The sequence below is a fragment of the Pseudomonas sp. TE36184 genome, from assembly GCF_054060055.1.
Map to the genome: position 1 here is coordinate 462,485 of NZ_JBSSCU010000001.1, position 25,605 is coordinate 488,089.

At 62.4% G+C, this 25,605-nt stretch carries 27 protein-coding genes; 15 read left to right on the forward strand and 12 right to left on the reverse strand.

Going from position 1 to position 25,605, the window contains the following annotated elements; all coding sequences use genetic code 11:
• Positions 1-8: 8 nt before the first annotated feature.
• The 3 genes from ACVWZP_RS02205 (at position 9) to ACVWZP_RS02215 (ending at position 3,004) form a co-directional block, all read left to right on the forward strand.
• Entirely contained in the window at positions 9-809 is an 801-nt protein-coding gene (locus ACVWZP_RS02205) for a carbohydrate ABC transporter permease (RefSeq protein WP_017846707.1), read from the forward strand.
• 10 nt (positions 810-819) lie between these two features.
• Complete coding sequence (locus tag ACVWZP_RS02210; protein WP_010567825.1) at positions 820-1,092, forward strand: DUF2160 domain-containing protein; 273 nt, start codon at positions 820-822, stop codon at positions 1,090-1,092.
• Positions 1,093-1,261: 169 nt separating this feature from the next.
• Positions 1,262-3,004: an ABC transporter substrate-binding protein gene (locus ACVWZP_RS02215; protein WP_057004393.1), complete on the forward strand. Its 1,743-nt coding sequence runs from the start codon at positions 1,262-1,264 to the stop codon at positions 3,002-3,004.
• Between the two features lie 120 nt (positions 3,005-3,124).
• Here the strand turns inward: ACVWZP_RS02215 and potE are convergent, their stop codons facing one another.
• From potE to ACVWZP_RS02230, 3 genes are all read right to left on the reverse strand, one after another.
• Positions 3,125-4,453, reverse strand: a complete 1,329-nt coding sequence (potE, locus tag ACVWZP_RS02220; RefSeq protein ID WP_457369330.1) for a putrescine-ornithine antiporter — start codon at positions 4,451-4,453, stop codon at positions 3,125-3,127.
• Positions 4,454-4,795: 342 nt separating this feature from the next.
• On the reverse strand, positions 4,796-5,227 hold the full coding sequence (locus tag ACVWZP_RS02225) for a hypothetical protein (RefSeq protein ID WP_457369331.1): 432 nt from the start codon (positions 5,225-5,227) through the stop codon (positions 4,796-4,798).
• A 147-nt stretch (positions 5,228-5,374) separates the two neighbouring features.
• A complete protein-coding gene (locus ACVWZP_RS02230) occupies positions 5,375-6,523 on the reverse strand; it encodes an aldose epimerase family protein (protein WP_046383025.1) in 1,149 nt (382 codons plus the stop codon).
• Positions 6,524-6,661: 138 nt separating this feature from the next.
• On the opposite strand from ACVWZP_RS02230, the gene ACVWZP_RS02235 reads away from it, so the two are divergent.
• The gene (locus ACVWZP_RS02235; RefSeq protein WP_017846701.1) at positions 6,662-7,429 is read left to right on the forward strand and encodes an SDR family NAD(P)-dependent oxidoreductase; all 768 of its coding nucleotides are present in this window, start codon (positions 6,662-6,664) and stop codon (positions 7,427-7,429) included.
• Positions 7,430-7,435: 6 nt separating this feature from the next.
• Here ACVWZP_RS02235 and ACVWZP_RS02240 read toward each other — a convergent pair whose 3' ends face one another.
• A complete protein-coding gene (locus ACVWZP_RS02240) occupies positions 7,436-8,038 on the reverse strand; it encodes a glutathione S-transferase family protein (protein WP_046383026.1) in 603 nt (200 codons plus the stop codon).
• 114 nt (positions 8,039-8,152) lie between these two features.
• Here ACVWZP_RS02240 and ACVWZP_RS02245 point away from each other — a divergent pair, with 114 nt between their 5' ends.
• Positions 8,153-9,079: a LysR substrate-binding domain-containing protein gene (locus ACVWZP_RS02245; RefSeq protein WP_457369332.1), complete on the forward strand. Its 927-nt coding sequence runs from the start codon at positions 8,153-8,155 to the stop codon at positions 9,077-9,079.
• Between the two features lie 81 nt (positions 9,080-9,160).
• Positions 9,161-9,997 (forward strand): glutathione-dependent disulfide-bond oxidoreductase, encoded by an 837-nt coding sequence (yghU, locus tag ACVWZP_RS02250; protein ID WP_046383028.1) that lies wholly within the window; start codon positions 9,161-9,163, stop codon positions 9,995-9,997.
• A 12-nt stretch (positions 9,998-10,009) separates the two neighbouring features.
• Here yghU and ACVWZP_RS02255 read toward each other — a convergent pair whose 3' ends face one another.
• Positions 10,010-10,882, reverse strand: coding sequence for an undecaprenyl-diphosphate phosphatase (locus ACVWZP_RS02255; protein ID WP_017846697.1), 873 nt, complete (start codon positions 10,880-10,882; stop codon positions 10,010-10,012).
• 180 nt (positions 10,883-11,062) lie between these two features.
• Here ACVWZP_RS02255 and ACVWZP_RS02260 point away from each other — a divergent pair, with 180 nt between their 5' ends.
• Positions 11,063-11,569, forward strand: coding sequence for a GNAT family N-acetyltransferase (locus ACVWZP_RS02260; RefSeq protein ID WP_026139989.1), 507 nt, complete (start codon positions 11,063-11,065; stop codon positions 11,567-11,569).
• Here the strand turns inward: ACVWZP_RS02260 and ACVWZP_RS02265 are convergent.
• Positions 11,566-12,510, reverse strand: a complete 945-nt coding sequence (locus tag ACVWZP_RS02265) for a GlxA family transcriptional regulator (protein ID WP_046383029.1) — start codon at positions 12,508-12,510, stop codon at positions 11,566-11,568. The two genes, ACVWZP_RS02260 and ACVWZP_RS02265, sit on opposite strands and share 4 nt — an antisense overlap.
• Before the next feature lie 173 nt (positions 12,511-12,683).
• Here ACVWZP_RS02265 and ACVWZP_RS02270 point away from each other — a divergent pair, with 173 nt between their 5' ends.
• The 3 genes from ACVWZP_RS02270 to ACVWZP_RS02280 all read left to right on the forward strand — a co-directional run bounded on the left by ACVWZP_RS02270 (position 12,684) and on the right by ACVWZP_RS02280 (position 15,199).
• On the forward strand, positions 12,684-13,283 hold the full coding sequence (locus ACVWZP_RS02270; protein ID WP_046383030.1) for a TetR/AcrR family transcriptional regulator: 600 nt from the start codon (positions 12,684-12,686) through the stop codon (positions 13,281-13,283).
• Between the two features lie 26 nt (positions 13,284-13,309).
• Positions 13,310-13,987, forward strand: coding sequence for a type 1 glutamine amidotransferase domain-containing protein (locus tag ACVWZP_RS02275; RefSeq protein ID WP_126588328.1), 678 nt, complete (start codon positions 13,310-13,312; stop codon positions 13,985-13,987).
• Between the two features lie 87 nt (positions 13,988-14,074).
• On the forward strand, positions 14,075-15,199 hold the full coding sequence (locus ACVWZP_RS02280) for an alkene reductase (protein ID WP_457369333.1): 1,125 nt from the start codon (positions 14,075-14,077) through the stop codon (positions 15,197-15,199).
• Between the two features lie 59 nt (positions 15,200-15,258).
• On the opposite strand, the gene ACVWZP_RS02285 is transcribed toward ACVWZP_RS02280, so the two are convergent.
• Together ACVWZP_RS02285 and ACVWZP_RS02290 are read right to left on the reverse strand one after the other, a co-directional pair.
• A complete protein-coding gene (locus tag ACVWZP_RS02285) occupies positions 15,259-16,257 on the reverse strand; it encodes an NAD(P)H-quinone oxidoreductase (protein WP_457369334.1) in 999 nt (332 codons plus the stop codon).
• Positions 16,254-17,486 carry a YbfB/YjiJ family MFS transporter gene (locus ACVWZP_RS02290; protein WP_108525143.1) on the reverse strand — a complete coding sequence of 411 codons (1,233 nt, stop codon included), beginning with the start codon at positions 17,484-17,486 and terminating at the stop codon, positions 16,254-16,256. Before ACVWZP_RS02290 ends, ACVWZP_RS02285 begins: the two co-directional genes overlap by 4 nt.
• 111 nt (positions 17,487-17,597) lie before the next feature.
• Between ACVWZP_RS02290 and ACVWZP_RS02295 the strand changes: the two genes are divergently transcribed.
• Both ACVWZP_RS02295 and ACVWZP_RS02300 read left to right on the forward strand, forming a co-directional pair.
• Positions 17,598-18,473 carry a LysR family transcriptional regulator gene (locus ACVWZP_RS02295; protein WP_017846689.1) on the forward strand — a complete coding sequence of 292 codons (876 nt, stop codon included), beginning with the start codon at positions 17,598-17,600 and terminating at the stop codon, positions 18,471-18,473.
• A gap of 77 nt (positions 18,474-18,550) precedes the next feature.
• Positions 18,551-18,937, forward strand: coding sequence for a DoxX family protein (locus ACVWZP_RS02300; protein ID WP_372813397.1), 387 nt, complete (start codon positions 18,551-18,553; stop codon positions 18,935-18,937).
• Positions 18,938-18,991: 54 nt separating this feature from the next.
• Here the strand turns inward: ACVWZP_RS02300 and ACVWZP_RS02305 are convergent, their stop codons facing one another.
• The 4 genes from ACVWZP_RS02305 to ACVWZP_RS02320 all read right to left on the reverse strand — a co-directional run bounded on the left by ACVWZP_RS02305 (position 18,992) and on the right by ACVWZP_RS02320 (position 22,622).
• Positions 18,992-19,810: an alpha/beta fold hydrolase gene (locus ACVWZP_RS02305; protein ID WP_046383035.1), complete on the reverse strand. Its 819-nt coding sequence runs from the start codon at positions 19,808-19,810 to the stop codon at positions 18,992-18,994.
• 90 nt (positions 19,811-19,900) lie between these two features.
• Positions 19,901-21,292 (reverse strand): alginate export family protein, encoded by a 1,392-nt coding sequence (locus ACVWZP_RS02310; RefSeq protein ID WP_128191868.1) that lies wholly within the window; start codon positions 21,290-21,292, stop codon positions 19,901-19,903.
• A gap of 10 nt (positions 21,293-21,302) precedes the next feature.
• Complete coding sequence (locus tag ACVWZP_RS02315) at positions 21,303-22,199, reverse strand: glyoxalase (protein WP_128191869.1); 897 nt, start codon at positions 22,197-22,199, stop codon at positions 21,303-21,305.
• A 111-nt stretch (positions 22,200-22,310) separates the two neighbouring features.
• On the reverse strand, positions 22,311-22,622 hold the full coding sequence (locus ACVWZP_RS02320; RefSeq protein WP_046383038.1) for a hypothetical protein: 312 nt from the start codon (positions 22,620-22,622) through the stop codon (positions 22,311-22,313).
• Positions 22,623-22,838: 216 nt separating this feature from the next.
• On the opposite strand from ACVWZP_RS02320, the gene ACVWZP_RS02325 reads away from it, so the two are divergent.
• Genes ACVWZP_RS02325 through ACVWZP_RS02335 form a run of 3 tightly spaced genes read left to right on the forward strand, consistent with a single transcriptional unit; the run spans position 22,839 to position 24,989 of the window.
• Positions 22,839-23,483, forward strand: coding sequence for a secretin and TonB N-terminal domain-containing protein (locus tag ACVWZP_RS02325; protein WP_126588347.1), 645 nt, complete (start codon positions 22,839-22,841; stop codon positions 23,481-23,483).
• On the forward strand, positions 23,480-24,025 hold the full coding sequence (locus ACVWZP_RS02330; protein ID WP_017846682.1) for an RNA polymerase sigma factor: 546 nt from the start codon (positions 23,480-23,482) through the stop codon (positions 24,023-24,025). The genes ACVWZP_RS02325 and ACVWZP_RS02330 overlap by 4 nt, the downstream gene beginning before the upstream one ends.
• A 37-nt stretch (positions 24,026-24,062) precedes the next feature.
• Positions 24,063-24,989: a FecR family protein gene (locus tag ACVWZP_RS02335; RefSeq protein ID WP_017846681.1), complete on the forward strand. Its 927-nt coding sequence runs from the start codon at positions 24,063-24,065 to the stop codon at positions 24,987-24,989.
• The last annotated feature ends 616 nt before the right edge of the window (positions 24,990-25,605 follow it).

Below are 25,605 nucleotides of genomic sequence, written 5' to 3' on the forward strand. Positions count from 1 at the left end.
CCACCAACATGAGCAAGCGCAAAGTCATACCGCTGCTGATCTACATCCTGTTCCTGCTGGTGCCGATCTACTGGCTGCTGAACATGTCCTTCAAAAGCAATACCGAAATCCTCGGCGGGCTGACGCTGTTTCCGCAGGATTTCACCCTGGCCAACTACAAGGTGATCTTCACTGACCCGAGTTGGTACACCGGCTATCTCAACTCGCTGTACTACGTGAGCCTGAACACGCTGATCTCCTTGAGCGTGGCGCTGCCGGCGGCGTATGCGTTCTCGCGCTATCGCTTCCTGGGCGACAAGCACCTGTTTTTCTGGCTGCTGACCAACCGCATGGCGCCGCCGGCGGTGTTTCTGTTGCCGTTTTTCCAGCTGTATTCGTCCATCGGCCTGTTCGACACGCATATCGCGGTGGCCCTGGCGCACTGCCTGTTCAACGTGCCATTGGCGGTGTGGATTCTCGAAGGCTTCATGTCGGGTGTGCCCAAGGAAATCGACGAAACCGCCTACATCGACGGCTACTCCTTCCCCAAGTTCTTTGTGAAGATTTTTATCCCATTGATCGGCTCCGGTATCGGCGTGACGGCGTTTTTCTGCTTCATGTTTTCCTGGGTCGAACTGCTGCTGGCGCGCACCCTGACTTCGGTCAACGCCAAGCCCATCGCCGCGGTGATGACCCGCACCGTCTCGGCATCGGGGATCGACTGGGGCGTACTGGCGGCGGCGGGGGTGTTGACCATCCTGCCCGGCATGCTGGTGATCTGGTTTGTACGCAACCACGTGGCCAAGGGCTTTGCCCTGGGCCGGGTCTGAGGAGTCGATGATGGAATGGATGGCCTGGACCACCCCCACTGCGCTGTTCTTTGGCGGTATCGCCCTGATTCTGGCGGGCATGACCACTTGGGAATTGCGCGCGCCGAGTATCCCTCGGCGCGGGTTTCTGCCGATCAGCACCACCCGTGGTGATCGTTTGTTTATCGGTCTTCTCGGTAGCGCCTACCTGCACCTGCTGGTGATCGGCGTAACCGACTGGAGCATCTGGGTGGCGTCCGCGCTCTCCCTTGTATGGCTGTTGTGTGTGATGCGTTGGGGCTAGTGCGGATGCCTCTATTCCCTGTAGGAGCGAGCTTGCTCGCGAAATTCGTCAACGATAACGCGGCGTTTCTGGGCGTGCGCGGTGTCTGGGCGTTTTTCGCGAGCAAGCTCGCTCCTACAAGGGGTGTGTGGCGTTTGTAGTCCCTTTTGAAATCAACCAGGAGGTCTCTATGTTCGATAAAAACAATAAGCTGCGACATAGCATTTCATTGGCCGCCGTACTGGCCCTCAGCGGTTTGAGTGCCACGGCCTGGGCCGATGCGTATGAAGAAGCGGCGAAAAAATGGATCGGCAGCGAGTTCAAACCGTCGACCCTCACGGCCGACCAGCAGCTCGAGGAACTCAAGTGGTTCATCAAGGCCGCCGAACCGTTCCGTGGGATGAAGATCAACGTGGTGTCGGAAACCCTCACCACCCATGAGTACGAATCCAAGGTTCTGGCCAAGGCCTTCAGTGAAATCACCGGTATCAAGCTGACCCACGACCTGCTGCAGGAAGGCGATGTGGTGGAAAAGCTGCAAACCCAGATGCAGTCCGACAAGAACATCTATGACGGCTGGGTCAACGATTCCGACCTGATCGGTACGCACTTTCGCTACGGTAAAACCGAATCCATCACCGACCTGATGGCCAACGAAGGCAAGGACTTCACCTCGCCGACCCTGGATATCAAGGACTTTATCGGTATCTCCTTCACCACCGCGCCGGACGGCAAGATCTACCAGTTGCCCGACCAGCAATTCGCCAACCTGTACTGGTTCCGCGCTGACTGGTTCGAGCGGCCGGAGCTGAAAGCCAAGTTCAAGGAAAAATACGGCTACGACCTCGGCGTGCCGGTGAACTGGTCGGCCTATGAAGACATCGCCAAGTTCTTCAGCGAGGACGTCAAGCAAATCGACGGCAAGCGCATCTATGGGCATATGGACTACGGCAAGAAAGACCCGTCCCTCGGCTGGCGCTTCACCGATGCCTGGTTCTCCATGGCCGGTGGCGGCGACAAGGGTTTGCCCAACGGTTTGCCGGTGGACGAGTGGGGCATTCGCGTCGAGGACTGCCACCCGGTGGGCTCCAGCGTCACCCGGGGCGGCGACACCAACGGCCCGGCCGCCGTGTTCGCCACGCAGAAATACGTGGACTGGATGAAAGCCTACGCACCGCCGGAAGCGGCGGGCATGACCTTCTCCGAATCCGGCCCGGTGCCGTCCCAGGGCAACATCGCCCAGCAGATCTTCTGGTACACCGCGTTCACGGCCGACATGACCAAGCCGGGCCTGCCCGTGGTCAACGCCGACGGCACGCCGAAATGGCGTATGGCGCCGTCGCCCGTCGGGCCTTATTGGGAAAAGGGCATGAAGAAGGGTTATCAGGACGTGGGTTCCTGGACCTTCCTCAAGTCGACGCCTGAGAAGCAGAAGCTCGCGGCCTGGCTGTACGCGCAGTTCGTCACCTCGAAAACCGTGTCGCTGAAGAAAACCATCGTCGGCCTGACGCCGATCCGTGAGTCGGACATCAATTCCCAGGCCATGACCGACCTGGCGCCGAAGCTTGGCGGCCTGGTGGAGTTCTACCGCAGCCCTGCCCGGGTCGAGTGGACCCCGACCGGCACCAACGTGCCGGACTATCCACGCCTGGCGCAATTGTGGTGGAGCAACATTGCGGCGGCGGCCAGCGGCGAGAAAACCCCGCAACAGGCGCTCGACAACCTGGCCAAGGAGCAAGACGCGATCATGACGCGCCTGGAGCGCTCCAAAGTGCAACCGGTGTGCGGTCCGAAAATGAACCCGGAGCGTGACGCCCAATACTGGTTCGACCAGCCGGGCGCGCCGAAGCCGAAACTGGCCAACGAGAAACCCAAAGGCGAAACCGTGGCCTACGGCGACCTGCTCAAGCAGTGGGAGGCGGCGCGTAAATAATCAGTTCAGGCAAACGCGGTAAGCACTGTAGGAGGGGGCGTGCCCCCGATAGCGGTGGTTCAGTCAATACATGTATCGACTGGCGCAATCGGGGGCAAACCCCCTCCCACATTTTGATCTTCATCTGCCAGGGGAATCTGCCGGTTCCCCAATAAACCGCTTGGCCAGGAAGCCATACAACAGATACCCGAACGCCAGCACCAGCATCGCGCCAAATACCGCTTCTTCACCGCAGGCATAAATCGCATACAGCGAATACCCCACAGACACCAGCACCACCAGCGTATTGCGCGCCTGCACCGTCGCGCTGGCGTGTGCCTTGTACATCATCACCAGCAGGCCGGTGAGGGCGGTCACGTAGGGCAGCAGGTTGGTCACCACCGCCAGGTTCACCAGTTTGCTGAACTGCGCGCTGGCGCTGGGCGAGATGGTCGACAAGGCAATCAGGCTTTGCAGCGCGGCACACGCCAGCAGCCCCAGCACCGGTGCATTCGCGGCGCTGATGCGGCTGAAAAACCGCGGAAACAGGCGTTGGTCCGCCGACATCTTGGCCGTTTGCGCCAGGGTGAATTGCCAGCCCAGTAACGAGCCGATACAGGCCACCACCGCCAACGCCATGATCAGCTTGCCGACCCAGGGGCTGAACATCTGTGCGTAAACCAGTGCGAACGGTGCGGAGGACGCCGCCAGTTCGGCATTGGGCACGATGCCCTGGATCACCGCAGTCGACAGCACGTACACCACCGCCACCCCAAGCGTGCCGAGCAGGCAGGCCAGGGGCACGGTGCGGTTGGGGTTCTCCACCGCGTCGTAGCCCTGGGCGGCCGACTCCATGCCAAGAAACGCCCACAGGGTCAGAGGAATACTCGCACTGACGGCGTCCCACAGGTGCCGTTGGTGTGGGTTCCAGGCGGCCGTGAACACCTCGGGCTTGAAATAGAACCAACCGATCACGCAGAGCCCCGCCACTGGAATGATCACGCCCCATACCGTGACCACTCCGATGCGCCCGGTGATGCGCGGGCCGCCGAAGTTGGCCACGGTGGTCAGCCAGATCAGCGCCAGGCTGCCGACGAACAACGGCCCCGGCCCGCTGCCCAGCCACGGAATGAACGACGACAAATAACCCACCGCCGAAATCGCAATCGCCACATTGGCAATGATCAGCGACAGAAAATACAGAAACGAACACAGGAAAAACCCCGACTTGCCGTGGGCCTCCTCGGTATACGCCGACATCCCACCGCTGCGGGTACAGAACAGCCCGCATTGAGCAAAGCCGTAGGCAATCGCCATCGAACCGAGCGCAGTGACGACCCACGACAGCAGCGAAATCGCGCCCAGTTGCGCCATGCTGGCCGGCAACATGATGATCCCCGAGCCCATCATGTTGATCGCTACGAGGGTGGTCAGGCCCAACAGGCTCATCTTCTTGCTTGGTGCGGCCATCCAGAACTCCTTGTGATCAACGCAAAACCTGAGCTGTGCTTTCGCTGCGCCAACCCTGCGCGGCGGCAGTCGGGCGACATCGTCACGCGCAGGATGCCCGTCTCGGTGCGACGGTGTTCGGCTTTGGCGGTGAAGGCGCGTTATTCGATCAAGCGGCTATTCATTGAGGGCCATGCTGATCCCACTGATGAAACTTGCGCAAGGAAAAAGCCGAAATAGGCAGGATTGGCGTAGGGACAGCGGCGTCCCTGGGTAGGACGCTCGCTACTGTGCTCACTCAACGGTTCGATTTATCACCCCGACGCCTGAGCCGCACATTCAAGGGCGGCTCAAAGGGAGGGATCAGGCCATGGCCTGCGGTTGGATGCGCAGTTCGCGCTCGACATCCTTGGCCAACCCACTGGCCAGAAACAACGGGGCGAGGCGCTTGTGCAGCTGTGGCTCGACAAACTCCTTCACCGTCGGCAATGCCAGCACACCACTGAGCGGCAACTCCGCCTTGGTGTACGACAGCCACGCCTTTTTCAACATCAACAGCACATCGCTGCCGGCCGTCGAGGCAAAGCGGCGGTGGGTGGGTTTGGTGTCGAGGTTGAAGGTGTGCTGGAACTCATAGCCGGTTTCCTCCCCGCCAGCGGCAGCACAGCGCACGCAGGTGCAGGGGCCGTCGCCGAATGCGTTGCGCAGGTAGGCGTTGAAGTCCACCACGGGTTTGAGTGACAGACGCTTATCCACCTCGAACAGGTCCCCGGTCATTTTTTCGTCAGTGTTCAACGTCCAATTCCTTGCTGGTAGGCGGCTTTTCAAAGCGCGGCACAATAGCAGCCAAGCACGGTTTTGGGGACTATTTGCATCACATTAGCGCCGGACGCCGGCTTGCCGGCGACAGCGTTTCGGTCGCCGGCAAGCCCGCCGCCATCCTCAATCGGCGGAAAACTTGAAGAGGGTGCGCTGGGTGTAGGTCTGCCCGGGGTCCAAGCGTGTCGAGGCAAACGTCGGTTGGTTCGGCGCATCGGGAAAGTGCTGGGTCTCCAGTGTGAAACCGCTCCAATGCAGGTAGGTTTTGCCTGCCTTGCCCTTCACCGAGCCATCGAGGAAGTTGCTGGTATAGAACTGCACCCCAGGTTCCGTGGTGTAGAGCTGCAAACGGCGGCCGGAGGCGGGGTCGTACACGTCGGCGGCGAGTTGCTTGATGTCGCCTTGGGTATCCAGCGCCCAGTTGAAGTCAAACCCGCCCTGTTTCGGCTCGGCGAATTTGAGTTGCGGATGCGCGTCCTTGATGTGCTGGCCGATGGCGGTGGGCTGGAGAAAGTCCATCGGCGTGCCCTTGACCGGTGCCACTTCACCGGTGGGAATCAAGGTGGCATTCACCGGCGTGTAGTGGCTGGCGTGCAAGGTCGCCACCTGCTTGAGGATGTCGCCGTTGCCCGCGCCAGCGAGGTTGAAATAGCTGTGGTTGGTGAGGTTGAGCACCGTCGGTTTGTCGGTGGTGGCCTTGTAGTCGATGTGCAATTCGTTGTTGTCGTTGAGCCGATAGGTGACTTCGGTGGTCAGGTTGCCGGGAAAGCCCATCTCGCCGTCCTTGGACAGGTAGGTCAGGGTCACGCCGACCGAATCCTTGTCCTTGACGGGCTTGGCTTGCCACACGCGCTTGTCGAAGCCCTGGGCGCCGCCATGCAGCGAATTGGGACCGTCGTTGAGCGGCACCTGATAACGCTTGCCGTCGAGCTCGAACGCACCGCCGGCCAGGCGATTGCCGAAGCGGCCAATGGTCGCGCCAAAAAACGCCGTCCCGCGCTGATAGCCCTGCACATCATCGAAGCCGAGCACCACGTCCTCGACCTTGCCGTGCTTGTCCGGCACTTTCAGCGCCTGCAACACGCCGCCATAGGTGATGACCGTGGCTTGCATGCCATGGCTGTTGCGCAATATGTACTGCTCGACAGCGGTGCCGTCGTTGGTTTTTCCGAAGGGTTTGTGTTCACTGGACAGACCGGCGGCCTGCGCGCCACCGCTGGCGATCAGCATGGACAAGGCGAGGCCGGACAACAGGTATCGAGGGTGCTTCATGGTCGAACTTCCTTTTGTTGTTTTGAGTGGAATAGTTCTACTAATGTGCGATATTTTGTCGGTGAGGCCGCAAATTTATAGCCTTAAACGCCGATTTCGTAAAATAAAATAAGACTAATTGATCGAGGCAACCTTGATATGAGTACTGAACAGGCCGTTTATCCCGACCTCAAGGGCAAGACCGTATTGATTTCCGGAGGCGCTTCGGGGATCGGCGAATTCATGGTGCGAGCCTTCGCCGGGCAGGGGGCCAAGGTGGCGTTCGTCGACCGCGCGCAAGGCCAGGGCGAGCGCCTGGCCGCGTTGTTGAGTGCCCAGGGGCACACCGTCGAGTTCGGTCACTGCGATATCACCGACGAGATTGCCTACAAGGCCGCGATTGCGCGCTTCGAATACGCCCTGGGGCCGATCACCGTGTTGGTGAACAATGCCGCCAACGACGTGCGTCATACCCTGGAGGAGGTTGATTCGGAGACGTTCGACAAGCTGATCGCGGTCAACCTCAAGCACGCCTTTTTTGCCGCCAAGGCTGTGGTGCCGATGATGAAACGTGCGGGTGGCGGTTCGATCATCAACCTGGGCTCCGTTGGCTGGATGATGGCCTCCGCTGGCTACCCGGTGTACGCCGCCAGCAAGGCCGCCGCCCATGGCATGACGCGGGCGCTGGCGCGTGAGCTGGGCCCGGACCGTATCCGCGTCAATACGCTGGTGCCGGGCTGGGTGATGACCGAAAAACAATTGACGATGTGGGTCGACGACGCCGCCAAGGAACTGATCAGCCGCAGCCAGTGCCTGCCTGGCAGCGTATTGCCGGAACACATCGCCAGCATGGCGCTGTTTCTCGCCTCGCAGGCGTCAGCGATGTGTTCGGCGCAGAACTTCATTGTCGATGGCGGCTGGGTGTAACTCCGGTCACTCGATGGGGTAGCGCTTGAAGGCCGGGTGCTGCTCCAGGCGTTCGGCGTGGCGTTGCACATGGGGGAACGCATCCGCCTTGACCACCGAGGCCACGGTGAACTGGCTGAAGGACCAGGCGACCGCCACCGTCAGCGAGGCCTGGGTCAGCGCTTCGCTGTCGGCCTGGCTCAGGTGTTTGTCCAGCAGCGTATACGCGGCCAGCAATTGCCCGCTGACGCGGTCGAGCCACGGCGCATGCTGCTTCTCGGCCGGCCGCAGGTTGTGTTCATAGACGATCTGCACGCTTTTCTCACAGGCCGCCAGGGCCAGCCCGAGCAACTGCAGGTCCTTGGCGCGTGCCGCGGGGGGCTGCGGCAGCAGCTTTCTGTCAGCTGGCGCGAGGGTTTCGAGGTAATCCAGGATCAGGCTGGAGTCCATCAACACGGTCCCATCGTCCAGCACCAGGGTGGGCGCCTTGACCACGGGGTTGATCCGCGCGAATGCGTTGTAGGTGCTGAACACGGACAAGGGCTCATGCACAAAATCCACCCCGTACAGTTCCAGGGAAATGGCCACGCGACGTACATAAGGCGAGTCCAGCATGCCGACCAGTTTCATAAAGCCTCCTTGGTAATGGGTAGTTGGCAGGATTGGTTAATTTAGGTAACTTTAAAGCGGCTGCAGGTCCTGCAATATCGATTATTTTTACCGTAAAAGGTTAGCTGAGCTTACATGATCGCATTTCCTCCCTTGACCTGCCTGCGCAGCTTCGAAGCCACCTCGCGATTGGGCAGCGTGACCTTGGCGGCCAGGGAACTGCACGTTACCCACTCAGCCATCAGCCAGCAGATCAAGGTGCTGGAAGAGCTCGTCGGTCTGGCCCTGTTCGTGCGCGAAGGTCGCGGCCTGCGGGTGAGCGAAGACGGGCGCCTGTACGCCTTGCAGATTCGCAAGGCGCTGGGAGATATCGCCGAAGCCACGCGCTTGATCCAGGCCCAACCCAAGACCGATGAACTGGTGGTCGCGGTGCTGCCCTCGTTCGGCTGCTCCTGGCTGGTCCCACGCCTGCCGACGTTCCAGGCGTTGTACCCGCATATCCGCATTCGCTTGCAAGCCAGTCTGAGCATTTCCAACCTGCATCAGGAATCGGTCGATATCGGCATCCGCATGGGCGAGGGCGATTGGGACGGCGTGGAACAGCGGCTGTTGTTTCACGATGAAGTGATCGCCGTGGCCGCGCCTCATTTCAATCACGGGCAGTTGCCGCAGACACCACAGCAGATCGTCGACAGCCCGGTCATCCATAGCACCGAGTCCTGGCTGCCATGGTGCGAGGCGGCGGGCGTTGAGATGTCCGGCGAGCACGCCGGCTTATGCAGCAATGACTCCAACCTGATCCTGGAGGCGGTGCGCCTGGGGCAGGGCATCGCCCTGGAGCGGCGCAGCCTGGTGCAGGACGCCATCGCCCGTGGCGAACTGGTGCAGCTCGGCGATATCAGTGTGCCCTACGCGTATCCCTACTGGCTGGTCTGGCCGCCCCGCGAAGGTTCGCACACCAAGCAGCAGGCGTTTTCCCAGTGGTTGTTCAAGGAAGTGGACAGCTACCTGGGGCAATTGAAAGGCGTTACCGATAAGTGTCCACCCAGCGCTCAAGGATGAAGGCTGGGTTGTGACGCAACCCCAACCTTTGGTTTAGTCTGGGTCGATTCGTTGACCTCAAGCACATCAGGAGTCGTGAGCATGACCGAATACGTACCCCCCAAGGTCTGGACCTGGGACACCGAAAGTGGCGGCACATTCGCCAGTATCAACCGGCCCATCGCCGGGGCGACCCACGACAAGGTACTGCCGGTCGGCAAACACCCGCTGCAGCTGTACTCGCTGGCCACGCCCAATGGGCAGAAAGTCACGATCCTGCTCGAAGAGCTGCTGGCCCTCGGGCATACCGGCGCGGAATACGACGCCTGGCTGATCAAGATCGGCGACGGCGACCAGTTCGGCAGCGGCTTTGTCGCGGTGAACCCGAACTCGAAAATCCCCGCCTTGCTCGACCGCAGCGGCGCCACGCCGATTCGCGTGTTCGAGTCCGGTGCGATCCTGCAGTACCTGGCGGAGAAATTCGGGGCGTTCTTCCCGACCGAACCTGCGGCCCGCGCCGAGTGCCTGTCGTGGCTGTTCTGGCAGATGGGCAGCGCGCCGTACCTGGGCGGTGGTTTCGGGCATTTCTACGCCTATGCGCCGAGCAAGATGGAGTACCCGATCAACCGCTTTGCCATGGAAACCAAGCGCCAACTGGATGTGCTCGACAAGCGCCTGGCCGTGAGCGAGTACATTGCCGGTGACGACTACACCATCGCCGACATCGCCATCTGGCCCTGGTACGGCGGCCTGGTCAAAGGCCGCCTGTATGACGCGGCGCAGTTCCTTTCGGTGCAGGATTACAAACATGTGCTGCGCTGGGCCGATGCGATCGAGGCGCGCCCGGCGGTGCAGCGTGGACGGCGGGTCAACCGGGTGTCCGGGCCGCTCGAAGAGCAACTGCCGGAGCGGCACGATGCGCGCGATTTCGAGCGCTGAGGTCGATGAGGCTCAGCTCAACAACCCGGTGCTGACCGCCACGATCAAGAAGATCCCCAGCAGCGCGCGGTAGATCACGAACGGCCAGGTGGAGAACCGCTCCAGGAACTTCATCAGGCCCCAGATCGCGAAGAACGCCGAGACGCTGGCGACTACCAGGCCAAACAGCAAGTGCGGCCAGGCATGCACCGGCATATCGGCGTGCAGCAGCACCCACAGCTCCTTCAAGCCGGCGAGGGCGATCGCCGGCAGGCCCAGCAGAAAGGAGAAACGCGCAGCCTCTTCACGCTTGAAATTGAGGAACAGCGCGGCGGTCAGTGTGGAGCCGGAGCGCGAGACCCCGGGAATCAAGGCGCCAATCTGTGCGATACCGACGATCAACGCATCGCGCAGGCGCATTTCGCTCACCTCCCGCGTATGCCGCGCACGCAGTTCGGCGGCCGCCAGCAACACTGCCATCACCACGCAGGCGATGCCGATCACCATCAGCCCGCGCAGCGGCGAGTTACAGGCATTCAAGGTCGACGACAACGCCAGGCCGGCAATGCAGATCGGAATGGTCGCCAGCACAATCGCCACCGCCAGCTTGAACCACTGATTGTTGTAGTCACCCTGGCGCACCGCGCCAATGCTGCCGGTGACCACCTGGCGCACATCGCGCCAGAAGTAACTGACCACCGCCGCCAGCGCCGCCAGTTGCATCGCCGCCGAAAACGCCGAGCCCGGGTCTTGCCAGCCGAGCAGGGCGGGGACCACACGCATATGGGCGGTGGACGACACCGGCAACAATTCGGTAATGCCCTGGATCACGCCCAGGATGAAAATCTGCAGGTAATCCAGGGAGGCGAAGCCCACATCCAGGCCGGCGGAACAGACGTTGGTCAAAGTACATGTCCTTGAGAAAAAAAGAGGCAGCCGGCGAAGTTTATTCGAAATGTTTCGAAGGTTCGGGCGAGGCGGCAGCTATCTGCAATCGGTTCAGCAAGTAGAAAGGTTCATGCCGCTATTGGACTGGGGCAGCGTTTTGTGAACAATGGCGCCCTGCGTTTTTTCACCGAGAGCCTCATGCCTGAAACCACCGTCGAATTGATCCAGACCGGCCCGGAAGCGTCCGAGCTGATCCGCAATCTGTACCAGTACTACGCCTATGAGTCCTCGGACTGGGAGCAGGAAGATGTCGAGGCGGACGGCCGTTTCTACATCCATGACGAACACCTGAACCGCTATTGGCACGACCCGCAGTGGAGCGCCAACCTGCTGCTGGTCGACGGTTATATCGCCGGCTTCCTGCTGATCGAAGGCAGTGAATTGCCGGGCATCGATGCCCTGGAACTGGCCGACCTGTTCATCCTCAAGCGCTACCGGCGCAAGGGCATCGGCAGCGCGATCGCCACCCAGGTGCTATGCAGCGGCGCGGCCAACTGGCTGGTGCGTTTCTATGACCAGGATGAAGTGTCCCAGGCGTTCTGGCGCACCGTGCTGGATAACCTGCCACGCCCGGTGCAGACCCTCGAACTGGACGATGATCCGCAACTGACCAGTTACCTGATCACGCGGGCGTCGTTGCACTAAACGCTGCGCTCGCTGAAAAAAGCCTGCTGCATGGCCTGGGGCGGCTGCCCGAAGGCGCGCAGAAACGCCTGGCGCATGCGCTCGCGGTCGCCGAAGCCGGTTTCGCGGGCGACCACCTCGACCGGGTGGCGGCTGGTTTCCATCATCGCCCGCGCCGCTTCCACCCGCAGGGATTCGATGGCCTTGGCCGGTGTCTGCCCGGTTTCTTCGCGAAACACCCGGCTGAACTGGCGCGGGCTGAGCCGGGCGACATCGGCCAGGGCTTCCACCGACAGGTCGTGGGTCAGGTTCTCGCGGGCATAGGCCAGGGCCAGTTGGATGCGGTCGGACTTGGGGTCCAATTCCAGCAACGCCGATAACTGCGACTGTTCGCTGCCCCGACGCTGGGCAATCACCAGCTTGCGCGCGATACGCCGGGCGAGGTCGCTGCCCAGGTCGTTCTCCACCATCGCCAGCGCCAGGTCGACCCCGGCGCTCATGCCGGCGCCGGTCCAGATCTGGCCGTCGACGATGAACAGTTTGTCTTCTTCCAACTGAATATCCGGGTAGCGCTTGCGAAACGCCGGAGCGTGAATCCAGTGAGTGGTGGTGCGCTTGCCCGCCAATAACCCGGCCTCGGCCAGCACGAAGATGCCCATGCACAGCGAGGCGACACGCCGCGATTGAGCGGACGCGGCCTTGACCAGCGCTAGCAGGTTGGCCTCCGGCAGGCGAAATTCCAGGTAACCGCTGACGATCAGGGTGTCATAGCCCTGCGGCCGGATCGGCGTGGTGTTCACCGAGAACCCCTGGGACGTCATCACCGCGCCGCCGCTTTCCGACACCAGGTGAAACTCGTAGGCCGGCTCGCCGCGCAGCAGGTTCGCGCACTCGAACACCGAGCCCAGGCTGAGGCTCAGGGACTGGAAGTTCGGGTAAACCATCAGCGCAACGCTATGCATCGCCATACTCCAACGCGGGCGGGAGGGGCGATTGTCGGCGCGTGCCGGGAAAACGGCAACCGGGTTCGGCGCATGTCCGCAATCCTTGCGGATATGACATTGTGGGCGCCCGGCCCGGCTCCTAACATTCACCCCATGCACTAGACGACTGGTCTAATCGGACGGAGTGAAGCATGCACAGCGCCAGCAAAAGTCCACGGCAGACCATTCTCGACGCGGCGCAATCGATTGTCGGCGCCAAAGGGTTTTCTGCGGTGGGGTTGAACGAAATCCTGCAAGCCGCCGATGTGCCCAAAGGGTCGTTCTATCACTACTTCCACTCCAAAGATGCATTCGGTGTGGTATTGCTCGACCACTACTTCGATCACTACGTAGAGGGCATGACGCAACTGTTCGAGCAGCCCGGGTTGTCCCCGCGCGCCAAGTTGATGCGCTATTGGCAAGGCTGGATCGACAACCAGACCGGCTGCACCGACGCGGGCAAATGCCTTGCCGTCAAACTCGGTGCGGAAGTGTCAGACCTTTCAGAACCCATGCGCTTGGCCCTGGATCGCGGTACGTCGAGGACCATCGCCTTGCTTGCCGGCGCGATCGGGCGCGGCGTCGAAGACGGTTCGCTGACAGTGGCGCAAGCCCCGCAAAGCCTGGCCCGGAGCCTGTATGCGTTGTGGCTGGGGAGCAGCGTCATGAGCAAGATCACCCGTACATCCGCGCCGTTTGATCAGGCGCTGCTGCTGACCCGACAGCTGTTGGGTTGCCCTGACACACACTGACCTTAACCCTATCGAGGCACTGGAACATGAAAGTATTAATGGTACTGACCTCTCACGACCAGCTGGGCGATACCGGGCGCAAGACCGGTTTCTGGCTCGAAGAATTTGCCGCACCGTACTACGTGTTCAAGGACGCCGGTGCCGATGTGGTGCTGGCGTCCCCGGCCGGCGGCCAGCCGCCACTGGACCCGGCGAGCGATCAAGCGGATGCGCAGACCGAACAGACCCGCCGCTTTGCCGCCGACCCGGCCGCGCAGCAGGCCCTGGCCAACACCGTCAAGCTGGACACGATCAACACCGCCGACTTCGACACCGTGTTCTATCCGGGTGGCCACGGCCCACTGTGGGACCTGGCGGAATCGCCGGTGTCCATCGCCCTGATCGAGGCGTTCGAGCGGGCCGGCAAGCCCATCGGTTTTGTCTGCCACGCACCGGGTGCCTTGCGCCACGTCAAGGCGGTCAATGGCGCGCCGCTGGTCAAGGGCCGTCGCGTCACTGGCTTTTCCAACGCGGAAGAAGCCGCGGTCGGCCTGACCGATGTGGTGCCGTTCCTGATCGAAAACGATTTCAAGGCACTGGGCGGCAAGTATGAGAAGGGCGCCGATTGGCAATCCTTTGTGCTTGAAGACGGTTTGCTGGTCACCGGGCAGAACCCTGCCAGTTCCAGCGCTGTTGCCAAGGCCCTGCTGAAGCTCACCGCATAAGTTAATCAACGGTTTTAAACCTGCATGGATTGGCGGCTCTCAAGAGCCGCCAACGGTTTCGCTCGTCCTGAATTTGGAATCTTTCAAATGACCCACAGTGTTTTAAGTACCCCGATAAAACTCGGGCATCACACCTTGGCCAACCGCGTCGTCCTGCCACCGCTGACGCGTCAACGCAGCGCGCAACCCGGCGATGTCGCCACCGAGCTGATGGCCGAGTATTACCGTCAACGCGCCTCGGCCGGTTTCATGGTCAGCGAGGGCACCCAGATCGAGCCGCGTGGCCAGGGTTACGCCTGGACGCCGGGCATCTACACCCCGGCGCAGATCGACGGTTGGCGCACCGTCACCGACGCGGTGCATGCCGAAGGCGGGGTGATCTTCGCCCAGCTCTGGCATGTGGGCCGGGTGTCCCACAATGCGTTGCAGCCAGACGGCGCCGCGCCCGTCGCACCGTCCGCGCTCCAGGCCGAACAGGCGAAGGCGTTCATCGCCACCGGGCCTGGCCAGGGTGAACTGGTCCAACCGCCCGTGCCCCGTGCCTTGACCACCCTTGAGGTCAAGGCATTGGTCGGGCACTACGCACAGGCGGCACGCAGTGCATTGGACGCCGGGTTTGACGGGGTGGAGATCCATGCGGCCAACGGTTACCTGGTCAACCAGTTCATCTCGGCCCACGCCAACCAGCGCGACGATGAGTACGGTGGTTCGCTGCACAACCGTCTGCGTTTTTTGCGGGAGATTGTCGAGGCTGTGAGCCAGGTGGTCGGCCCGCAACGCCTGGGCGTGCGCTTTTCGCCGTTGTTCAGCGGCACCGATCAGGACCGCGTGTACATCGGCCTGGTGGAAGACGACCCGCACCACACCTACCTGGAAGCGATCAAGGTGCTGCAAGCGGCGGGCATCGCCTATGTCTCGATTGCCGAAGCCGACTGGGACAACGCCCCCGACCTGCCCGACACGTTCCGTCAGGCCGTGCGTGACACCTTCACCGGGCGGATTATCTACGCCGGGCGTTACACCGCCGAGCGCGGTGCGCGGTTGGTCGACGCGGGGTTGGCCGACCTGATTGCGTTCGGGCGGCCCTTCATTGCCAACCCGGACTTACCGCAACGGCTCTTCAATGGCTGGCCGTTGAATCCGCTGCGGGCGGAGGGGATGTATGGTGGCAATGAAGTGGGCTATATCGATTACCCGGTGCATGCCCAATAGGTCATTTCTTGTGCGAGCTGTCGGGCCCTGCCAAGGCCCGACAGTGACGGCATCAGGCGTCACGCCACCTGCAACACAATCTTGCCGATATGATCCCCACCTTCCATCCGGGCATGGGCCTGGGCGGCGTCGGTGTAGGCGTAGACCTTGTCGATGATCGGCAGGCAACGCCCGGCGGCCAGCACAGGCCATACCTGTTCGTGCAGCTGTTCGGCGATCAGGGCCTTTTCCTCGCGGGTGCGGGGGCGCAACAGTGAACCGGTTATCACCGCGCGTTTGCCGAGGATGGTCAGCAGGTCGACGTCATGCGCCTTGCCGCCGCCGAGAAAGCCGAGCATGACCAGGTGACCGTCCATGGCCAGGGCCTTGAGGTTATTGTTCAGGTACGAGGCCCCCATGATGTCGAGGATTACATCAACCCCCTGATCGGCGGTCTTCTGCGCGATGACGTCGGCGAAGTCCTGCTCGCGGTAGTTGATCGGTTCGGCGCCCAGCTTGGCGATGGCGGCGCATTTGTCGGCGCTGCCGGCGGTGGCGAAGGCCTCGATACCGAACTCGCGGCAGAGCATCAGCGCGGTGGTGCCGATGCCACTGGTGCCGCCGTGGATCAACACGCGCTGGCCTTTATGCGCGCCAGCGAGGCCGAACAGGTTGGACCACACGGTGAAGAACGTTTCCGGCACGGCGGCGGCTTGAATCCAGTCCATGCCCTCGGGGATCGGCAACGCCTGGCTGGCGGGCACCGCGCAAAACTGGGCATAGCCGCCGCCATTGGTCAGGGCACACACCTTGTCGCCAATGGCGTATGCGCTGACGCCGTCGCCGAGCGCCACCACTTCACCGGCCACTTCCAGCCCCGGAATCAGGCTCATGCCGGGTTTCAGCGGGTACTTGCCGGCGCGTTGCAAGGCGTCCGGGCGATTGACCCCGGCCGCCTGCACACGGATCAGGATCTCGCCGGGGCCCGCCACCGGTACGGCGACCCGCCGCGGTTGCAGGACGTCGGGGCCGCCGGGCTGGGTGATTTCGATCAGGGTCATTTCGTGCGGGAGCGTCATTCGAGAGTTCCTGTGGCGATGAGCGTATGGGTTGGGACCGCCTCTGACGGGCGGCGGTTCAGCAGGATCATGCCCAGTTCCAGCAGCAGCGCGACCACGATGGCCCCGGCCGCGATCATGAACAACAGGGCATGCTGGCCGCCGCTGCCGTTGAACAGCGCCGAGTAGGCAAAGCCTGCCAGCGCCTGGAACGTGGCGAAAGATACCGTTGCGCGGCTCCAGGCGAGCTGTTGATGGTGATGGTTGGGCACCAGCTCATGAACCCGCGCCAATGCCAGCGGCACGATACCCGGCGGGAACGAACCGAGGATCACCGCCAGCAGCGCCAACGCGGTGAACGAACTGGAGATCGGCAGCAGGCCGATCGTAATCGCCTGCACCGCCAGCACCAGGCGGATGCTCAGGCGCGCACCGAGCTTGTCGGCGAGAAATCCATACGTGACCGGGCCGACAATCGCCCCCAGGCCGTACATTACCCAGATCATCGCCCCGACGTGCGGCCCGGCCCCCAGGCCACGGGCGACGTAGTCCACCAGGAACACCATGGCTGGCACCAGCCCGGCGGCCATGAACGCGTATTGCCCAAACAGCAGGTATACGCCCGGCGGGGTCGCGACGGATGCGTTGGCTTGCGGTGCCGCTTCATGCAGGGTGCCCGAAGGCCAGCCGAACCAGCTCGCTGCCGTCAATACCAGCGCCAACAGGCCCAGGCCGAACCACGTCTGTTGCAAACCCAGGCTCAACAACGGCGGTACAATCGTCCCGGAGCCTGCAATGCCCAGGCCGATGCCGAGGAAGATCGCGCCGCTGGCCAGGCCCCGACGTGCCGCGGGTACGTGGGGCAACACCGTCGCCGCCACCAGCACCATGATCGCGCCCCCGGCGATGCCCGACAGCAGGCGCCAGGCGAAGAACCAGAGCAACGACAAGGGAAAGCCACAGGCAAAGAACGCCAGGGTCACGGCCACCATCATCAGTCGCAAGGCGGCCGTGTTCGAGGTGCGCCGGGCGAGGGGTCGTCCGATCAGGGCGCCGACCAGGTAGCCCACCAGGTTGGCGGCGCCGAGGTACACCACGTCACTGGCGGCAAACCAGTGAGCCTGGATCAGCGAGGGGATCAGCGGGGTATAGGCGAAGCGCGCCAGGCCGATGCTGACCAGGCTGGCGCACAGGCCGGCGAAGATCGGTAACCACAGTGCGCGGCGGGGCGGGGTGTGAGTGTCGGGCATGACGGCGGTCCTGAGGGTTTTCTCTGGCGCTCAGCATAGCCCCGTTGCATGATGCAATAACGCTGCGAGTATGCGGCACATCGATGCATATATGCAGCATAAGGAGAGGGCATGAATTGGGACGATGCACGGGTCTTCCTGGCGGTGTGCCGCGAGTCGACCTTACGTGGCGCGGCGCGGGTGCTGGGGGTTGACCAGGCCACCGTCGGCCGACGGATCAACGCGCTGGAAAAGTCCTTGAGCGCCACCCTGTTCCTGCGCACCTCCGAAGGCTACGCGCTGACCGCCGTCGGCGAAGCCGCCCTGCGCAGCGTGGAAAAAATGGAGCGCTCGGCCCTCGAGCTGGAGCGCCAGATACAAGGCTTGGACGAACGCCTGACCGGCACCGTGCGGGTCAGTACCACCGACTCGTTGGCCATCGATTTTCTGATCCCGGCGATTGCCCGCTTGCACGAGCAGCACCCCGACGTGCGCGTGCATCTGGACGCGTCCACCCAGTTTCTCAGCCTGGCCAAGCGCGAAACCGACATCGCCGTGCGTAACATGCGCCCGGACAGCCCTGACCTGATCGCGCGGCGTATCGCACGTTGGCCGGTTGGGTTGTTTGCCTCCCAGGCTTATATCGATCGCCACGGCGCACCGGAGCCCGGCAGCCTGTTCGAAGGCCATGATCTGGTGGTGTACCACGCCTATCTGCAGAGCCAGAAGGACATGACCCTGGTCTGCGAACCCCTGGGCCGCGGCCGCATCGCGGCCACCCTGAGCTCCGGCCTGCTGGTGCGCCGTTCCATTGCCGCCGGCATCGGTATCGGTGAAATGCCGGTGTGTACCGGCGAACGCGACGGGCTGGTGCGTCTCTGGCCGGAGCGCACTCGGCCGATGCCTTACGACGTCTGGCTGGTGACCCACGCCGACCTGCGCCACACCGCGCGGGTGCGGGTGGTGATCGATGAAATCGTCGCGGGGTTTGCCGGCACCGGGGAGTGAGGTCAGCACACGCTTGCAAGCTCGCCGGCATCTTTGCGCACACAATCGGCGGCAGTCATCTCACGGACAGGTCGCTTATGAACGAATCAAGAAATCAGGATGTGGGTCTGCTGTTTCTGCGGGTCAGCGGCGCACTGTTTCTGTGTTGGGTGCATGGCATGCCCAAACTGCTCAATTACAGCGAGCAATTGAAACTGATCGAAGACCCGTTTCACCTCGGCGCCCACGTCACGTTGCTGCTGGCGATTGGCGCCGAAGTGCTGTGCCCGCTGTTGATCATCACCGGGGTGCTGGTGCGCCTGGCCTGCCTGCCGATCCTCGCGGTGCTGTTGATCGCGATGCTGGTGGTGCACCCGGAGTGGACGTTGCTGGAAGGGCAGTTCGGCTGGCTGCTGTTGATCATTTTCACCAGCGTGCTGATCGCCGGGCCGGGTCGCTTCACCCTCGGTCAGCGTTTTGCCTGAGCAAAAAAAGGCCGGGCAAGCCCGGCCAAATAAGGAGAGCGGGATCTAAGCGGTTCAGCGGTTCAGGAACGCCAGCAGGTCTTCGTTCAATGCCTGGGCGTGGGTCACTGCAAACCCGTGCGGCGCGTCTTTGTAGACCTTCAGCTCGGCACCCTTGATCATCTCGGCCGCTACCTTGCCGGTGGTTTCGAACGGTACGATCTGGTCGCCATCGCCGTGGATCACCAGGGTCGGCACGTCGATCTTGGCCATGTCCGGGCGGAAATCGGTCTCGGAGAAGGCGGTGACGCAATCCACGGTCGACTTGAGCGATGCCAGCAGGGCGATCTGCAGGGTTTGCGTCAGTACGCCGTCGGAGACTTTCTGGCCTTTGTTGATGCCGAAGAACGGCAGGTTGAAATCAGCAATGAACTGCGCCCGATCCTTCAGCAGGCCGGCCTTGATACCGTCGAACACATCGGTGGGCACACCCTGCGGGTAGTCCGGTTTCTGACCGAACAGCGGCGTCACCGCGCCCAGCAGCACCAGGCCGGCGACACGGGCACTGCCGTGGCGGGCGATGTAACGTGCGACGTCGCCGCCACCCATGGAAAAGCCGACCAGGGTCACGTCCTTGAGGTCCAGGTGTTCGATCAGTTGGGCGATATCGTCGGCAAAGGTGTTGTAGTCGTTACCGCTCCACGGCTGATCCGAGCGCCCGAAACCCCGGCGGTCAAACGCAATGGTGCGAAAGCCGCGGCTGCTCAGGTATTCCATCTGGTATTCCCACATGTCGGCGTCCAGCGGCCAGCCATGGCTGAACAACACGGGTTTACCGCTGCCCCAGTCCTTGAAGTAGATCTGGGTACCGTCTTTGGCAACGAATGTGCTCATGGAAAACTCCTTGGTTGAGGAACGAAAAACGTCAGGATCACTATTGCCCCAAACCGGGCAACGGGCTTGTATGGGTGTGCTTGCTTGGGTTCACCAACTGAACTTGAGCTCTACCCCCAAATAATTACTGTCGTCGCCTCCGGCATCGCGCAAGGTCCGGCCGACTGCGTAATGCACCGCTTCAACCGCGCCGCTGAGGTTTGGCGTAAATACATAGTCGGTACGCAGTTGAGCGTAAGCACCGGTCCAGCGATCACCCTGGCCTGCGGTGCCGGCGACCGGCAAGTTCGGCTGGGTGTAGACCGCGTCGCTGGTGGTCTGCCGCCAGAGCAGGCCGACGGCGGTCTGCACGCTCAGCTTGTCAACAGGCTGAACGGTGATCGAGGGCTTGACGTGAATCAGGTTGCTGTAGCCCGTATAGCCCGCCAGGGAAAAATAGTAGCCGTTGGGAAACAGCGGGTTGAAAGTGCCGAGGGTGCCGTCGCCGGCTTTACGGTCGCCCGAGGCAATATCCAATTGCAGGCCGATGCGTGGTTTCCACGCCAGGCTATCGAAGGTGTATCCGGTGCGGCTGCCGCCGGCCCAGGCGCGAATGTCCTTGTGGCCTACCGAGCCGCTTTGCAGCATGGCTTCGATGTCCCAGTCGAAACCCTGGGCCGCCCCGCCCAGGCGTGCGTCGACGAAATGGCGGGTTTCATCGCCGTCCGCATCCAGATAGTGCGCGGCGCTGCGCTCATACACGCCGTAGTAGGCTGACAGTTCATTCTTGCCGCCTACCAGTCGCTCGACCCGCAGCATATGAAAGCGCGCATCGCTGTTGGATTTGTCGTCGAAGTGCCGCCCGTCCTGATACTGCACCGGCTGGCTGGCGATGCCGATAAAGCGCCACTGACGGGTCTCCCAGTCGGCCCACAGCGCATCAAAGGATTGCCGCACATTCGGGCCGTCCCGCGACGAGATGAAACGCTGCAAGTCAAAGGCAAAGTCCTGGCGGCCGATACGGCTCTTGAAGGTGCCGGCGTCGAAGGTGTTGATGTATTCGGCGAAGGCCAGGCGCAGGTCCACGCGGTTCTGATCGGCGCCGCCGATCGTGGTCTTGTCGTAGGCCCGCACATCTTCGAGTTGGGTGAACACACGCCAGTTTTCATTCAAGTGCAGGTCGGCATGGACCTGGAAGCGTTGGAGCAAGTAGCTATCACGGGCCACATTGTGTACGCCAAAACCGCTGGCATCGTTCATCTCGAAGCGCTCGCGCAATGTTGCGCCGAGGGACAGGTAGGTGAATGGGTTGGCGCTGGACAGCGGGAGGTACTTCAAGCTGTCCAGTGGCTGCGTGCGCAGCGCCGGATCGCTGAGTACGGACCAGTCTTCCTGCCAGCGGTTGGTCTTGATCGCCGGTCGTGTGGCCAACTCGTCTGCGTGGCCACTGCTGGCGAGCAGCGGCCACAGCACAGCCAGGCCCCAGCCGGTGCGTCGAGTCATGGGCATGGGCTCAGTGCACCGTATTGAGCTGGTGAATTTCCGCGATATAGCCGCCCGGGAATTCAACCAGCGCGCTGCGCCGGTTTTTACTGGTGAAGGCCGGCACCAGCACTTTGGCACCCGAGCCGGTGGCTTTACCGAGCGTGGCGGTTAGGTCCGCCACTTGGTAGCCGGTGGTTTCATGCCCAAACGGGTAGGGCAGTTGGCCGTTAGTGACCAGCACCGTCATGCGTCCGAACGGCGATTCGATCTCGACGCGCCGGTAGGTGCCGCTGACCTGGCCCACGTCGACCGCGGATGCGTGCTTGTCATCGGCCAGCACCTTGCCATGGGAGAAGCCCAGGAACGACCGGATGAACGTGTCGGCGCGATCGGCGGAGAGGTAAACGCGGTTTTCCGGTAGGGTCTGGAACGCCGCGTAGTCTGGGGTCTTGGTGTGCCAGTAGAGCTGCATGTTCACACCACCTGGCCATTGGATCACCGCGTCCCGGCCAATCGGGTCGGGAAAGTCGCTGACGATCACCGCCGCACCGTTGTCCCGGGCGGCTTTGAGCGCTGCGTCCATGTCCTTGACCAGATAGCCGTTGCGTTCCTGGCCGAACGGATGCGGGATGGGGGTGGTGAAGCCAAACAGCGACACTGTGCCTACAGGCGTCTGCAGCAACTGCGAGGTGGTGCTGCTGGGCACCGGCAGCACATTCACCACCACCTGGGGCGTGCTCCTGCCGCCGAAAGTGGCGAGGAAGCTCTGGGTGAAACGGTCCACATCGGCCGGGGCGACGTACACATGGCTCGTGTCATATTGCGGTGCCACGGCGACCGCTGGCGTCGCCGCAAAGGCGCAGTTCATCATGGCGCCGGTCAACAGCGTCAATGCCAGCGATACCGTTCTCACTTTTTTGTACATGCCTACTCTCCCGCCTTTTTGGAAAGTCAGGAGATTAGGGGGTAGGGCAGCCAAGCGAATTGTATGGGCGTGCTCGGTTGAGCGGTTCAGCCTTGATGGCCTGTCAGAGGTTCAAGGCCGTTGCGGTTTGACCGACGTCCCGAACGTATTGCCCATGCGAATGCTGGTCGCCGCCGGGGTGGACAGTCCCACCTGATTCGGCGGCCGCTTCTGCACCGGTACGTTCTGCGCCTCGCGGTTTTTCTGCGCCGCCTTGGCCGCGTCCGCGTTGTTGCCCATCTGCTGGCCCAGGCAGCCATAGTCAGGAGCCTTATAGCCATCCACCGTCACCTCGGTGCAGCCTTTGGCGGCGGTTTCGGCGTGGGCGAGCAGGGGCAGCGCGGTACACAGCAACAGGCTGGCGAGGGTGGGGAGTCGCTTCATGGGGCCTCCTGGCGGGCCTGGGGAATTGGGCCGATAAGGCTTGAAAGTGTAGTGCAGCGGGTTTCCCATCACCGTGATGTTTTTTTTGCTATCACCGTAACATCAGGTTCATAAACTGGCCTCAGGATGACGGTTTTCAAGGACACGTCGGCCGTGCAGCGATGCAGAGCGGGGGGTGAACAGTGGGGCTTGCGGCGCGCCATCGGTGCCCTGGCCTTGCTGTTGCTGCTGGCGCTGGGTACCCCGGCGAGGGCAGAGCCGCCGCTGTTGATACTGGACCTGCCGGCACAAGATCTGGAACACGCACTGCAAGCGTACAGCCGCGCCACTGGCATGGCGGTGCTGGTCGACCGTGAACTGACGCGGGGCCGGCGCTCCATCAGCGTGCGCGGGCGCTTCACGGCGCAGGAGGCTTTGGCGATGTTGCTGACGGGGAGTGGCCTGATGGCGCGCTATGCACGCAGTGACGCGTTCACCTTGCAACTGCCCGAGGTCAGCCAACCCCCTGCCGCCCGTGGTGCATCGGCACGCAACGCAGCACGGATCAACAACAGCTATGCCGCGGCGTTGCAACAGGCGATCGAAACCAGCCTGTGCCGTTCGCCGTTGACCCACCCCGGCAGCTTCAGAGCGCTGGTGCAGGTCTGGGTCAGCCCTCAAGGGCTGATCGAATACAGCCGGTTGGTCAGTTCCACCGGCGATGAACAACGCGATGAAGCCCTGGTGCGCAGCCTGGGCGCTGCCCGGGTCGAACGCCCGGCGCCGAGCTCGCTGCGCCAGCCGGTGACTTTACTTTTGATGCCCGACACAACAGGAACGCGCATGGAATGCACAGCAGGGAAAGGAGCCTGGGGCGGATGAAAGATTCCGGGCACAGCACGATGGTCAGCCTGTTCCTGGCGTCCTACGAGGAGTTCAAGGTGCGTCTGCGCAAGCGCCTGGGCTCAGAGGACCTGGCCAACGATGTGCTGCACGAAACCTACCTGCGCGTCGATCGCATGGACATGCCGCCGAACCTGGCGCAGCCCAATGCCTACCTGTACCGCATGGCCTTGAACATCGCCGCCGATCGCCGCGAAGCCGACGCCCGGCTGTTGACCGGCAGCGAAGTCGAAGAGCTGCTGCAAAGCGCCGACGAAGCCCAGGACCCCTCGCGGGTAGTGGGCGGGCAGAAAGAAATCCAGTCCCTGGTCAAGGCGCTCTACGAACTGCCGGCGCGCCGTCGCAAGATCCTCATCGCCGCGCGCCTGGAAGAAGCGCCGCACCTGGAAATCTCCCAACGTTTCGGCATTTCCACGCGCATGGTCGAAAAGGAAATCAAGGCCGCCCTGGGCCACTGTGCCAAGCGCCTGGAAAGAAAAGTGATCCAGCGGTTCGGTCCCGGGGCCGGAAAACCGTCTTAGTGTTGAGTCCCTGATAAATCCGTGAGTATTTGCGCGCTTGAACATTTTTAGCCTCTCCACCGCCCGGGCAACCCCCGCCAGCCCATTGCACGATGAAGCCCGCGACTGGCTGCTTCTGCTGACCTCGGGTCGGGCCACCGTAGCCGATGCCAAGGCCCTGAAAGCGTGGTGCGCCCAGAGCCCGGAGCATGCCCAGGCGTTCGAGCAGGCCAAGACGTTATGGCGGCAAGTGGGCACAGCGGTTGAACAGGCGCAGCCCCCGCGCCATTTTGGCCGGCGAGCCTTCCTCGGCGGCGCAATAGCGGCGTCGGCGGCGTTGGTGATGGTGGGCGTCGGCGCCCCGGGTGGGCTGGCCGGCTTGACCGCGGACTATCGCACTGCGGTCGGCGAGCAGCGCCAGGTACTGTTGAGCGACGGCGTGAGCCTGGAACTCAATACCCAGACGCGCATCAGCCGGGTGGGGCAGGGGATCGAATTGCTCGAAGGCGAAGTCGAAGTGCTCGCCCATGTGGCCCAGCCGCTCAAGGTCCAGGCCGGCGCTGGCTGGGTCAGTGCGGCACAGGCGCGGTTCAATGTGCGGCATACCGATCGCAACGTGTGCGTCACCTGTATCGAAGGGTGGCTGTCGGTGGATGTCGCCGGACGCACTGTACACATGGAGAGTGGCCGGCAACTCACCTATGGCGCCGCCGGGATCGGCGCGGTGGAGACGGTGGACGCCCAGGCGGTGGTGGCTTGGCGCGAGCAGGTGCTGGTGTTCAACAACGCGACGCTGGCGACGGTGGTGGACGAGATCAATCGCTACCGGCCGGGGATGTTGGTGTTATTGAACAAACAACTGGGCCAGCGCCGGGTGCAGGCGCGGTTCAGTTTGCAGCAATTGGCGGGGGTGGCGTTGTTGATTCGTGATGCGTATGGGGCGAAGTGTACGGAATTGCCGGGGGGGGTGGTGTTGTTGAGTTAGGTTGACCGGGCATTTTTTTTGGATTGGATTGGATTGAGTACATATCCGTTATTTAGGTTACGGCGGCTTATGGTTCCGGTCCGTACAAAAAGCCCCAAAGTAACCAAAGGGCTCTTGCCCCACCACTCGGTGCCTCGCCTAAGATCAAAAGCCAAAGCGAGGCGGCCTTATAGCCGACCTGATCCTGGAAGCCGAACCGGGTCAAAAATGTGGGAGGGGGCTTGCCCCCGATAGCAATATGTCAGCCACTACATGCATGACTGACCCACCGCTATCGGGGGCAAGCCCCCTCCCACATTTGGATCTCCATAGATCAGATAGACCTTGCTCTGCTTTTGATCTGCTCTTGATCTTGATCTTAGGCGCCCCGTAAAACCACGCTGGCCGAACGCAGGTATTACGCAGCGGGTAAACCGGCAGGGATGCCGGTTTAGCCGTCCCGGGCCATGGATGGCCCGTGACGGCGGCCCGCGGAGTAATGCCTGCGTTCGGGCACACCGAGCCTAGGCGAGGTGCCGAGTGGTGGGGCAAGAGCCCTTTGGTTACTTTGGGGCTTTTTGTACGGACCGGACACATGGTTGACGGGTGTGCGGGGACATGGTGGACACTTTCCAGC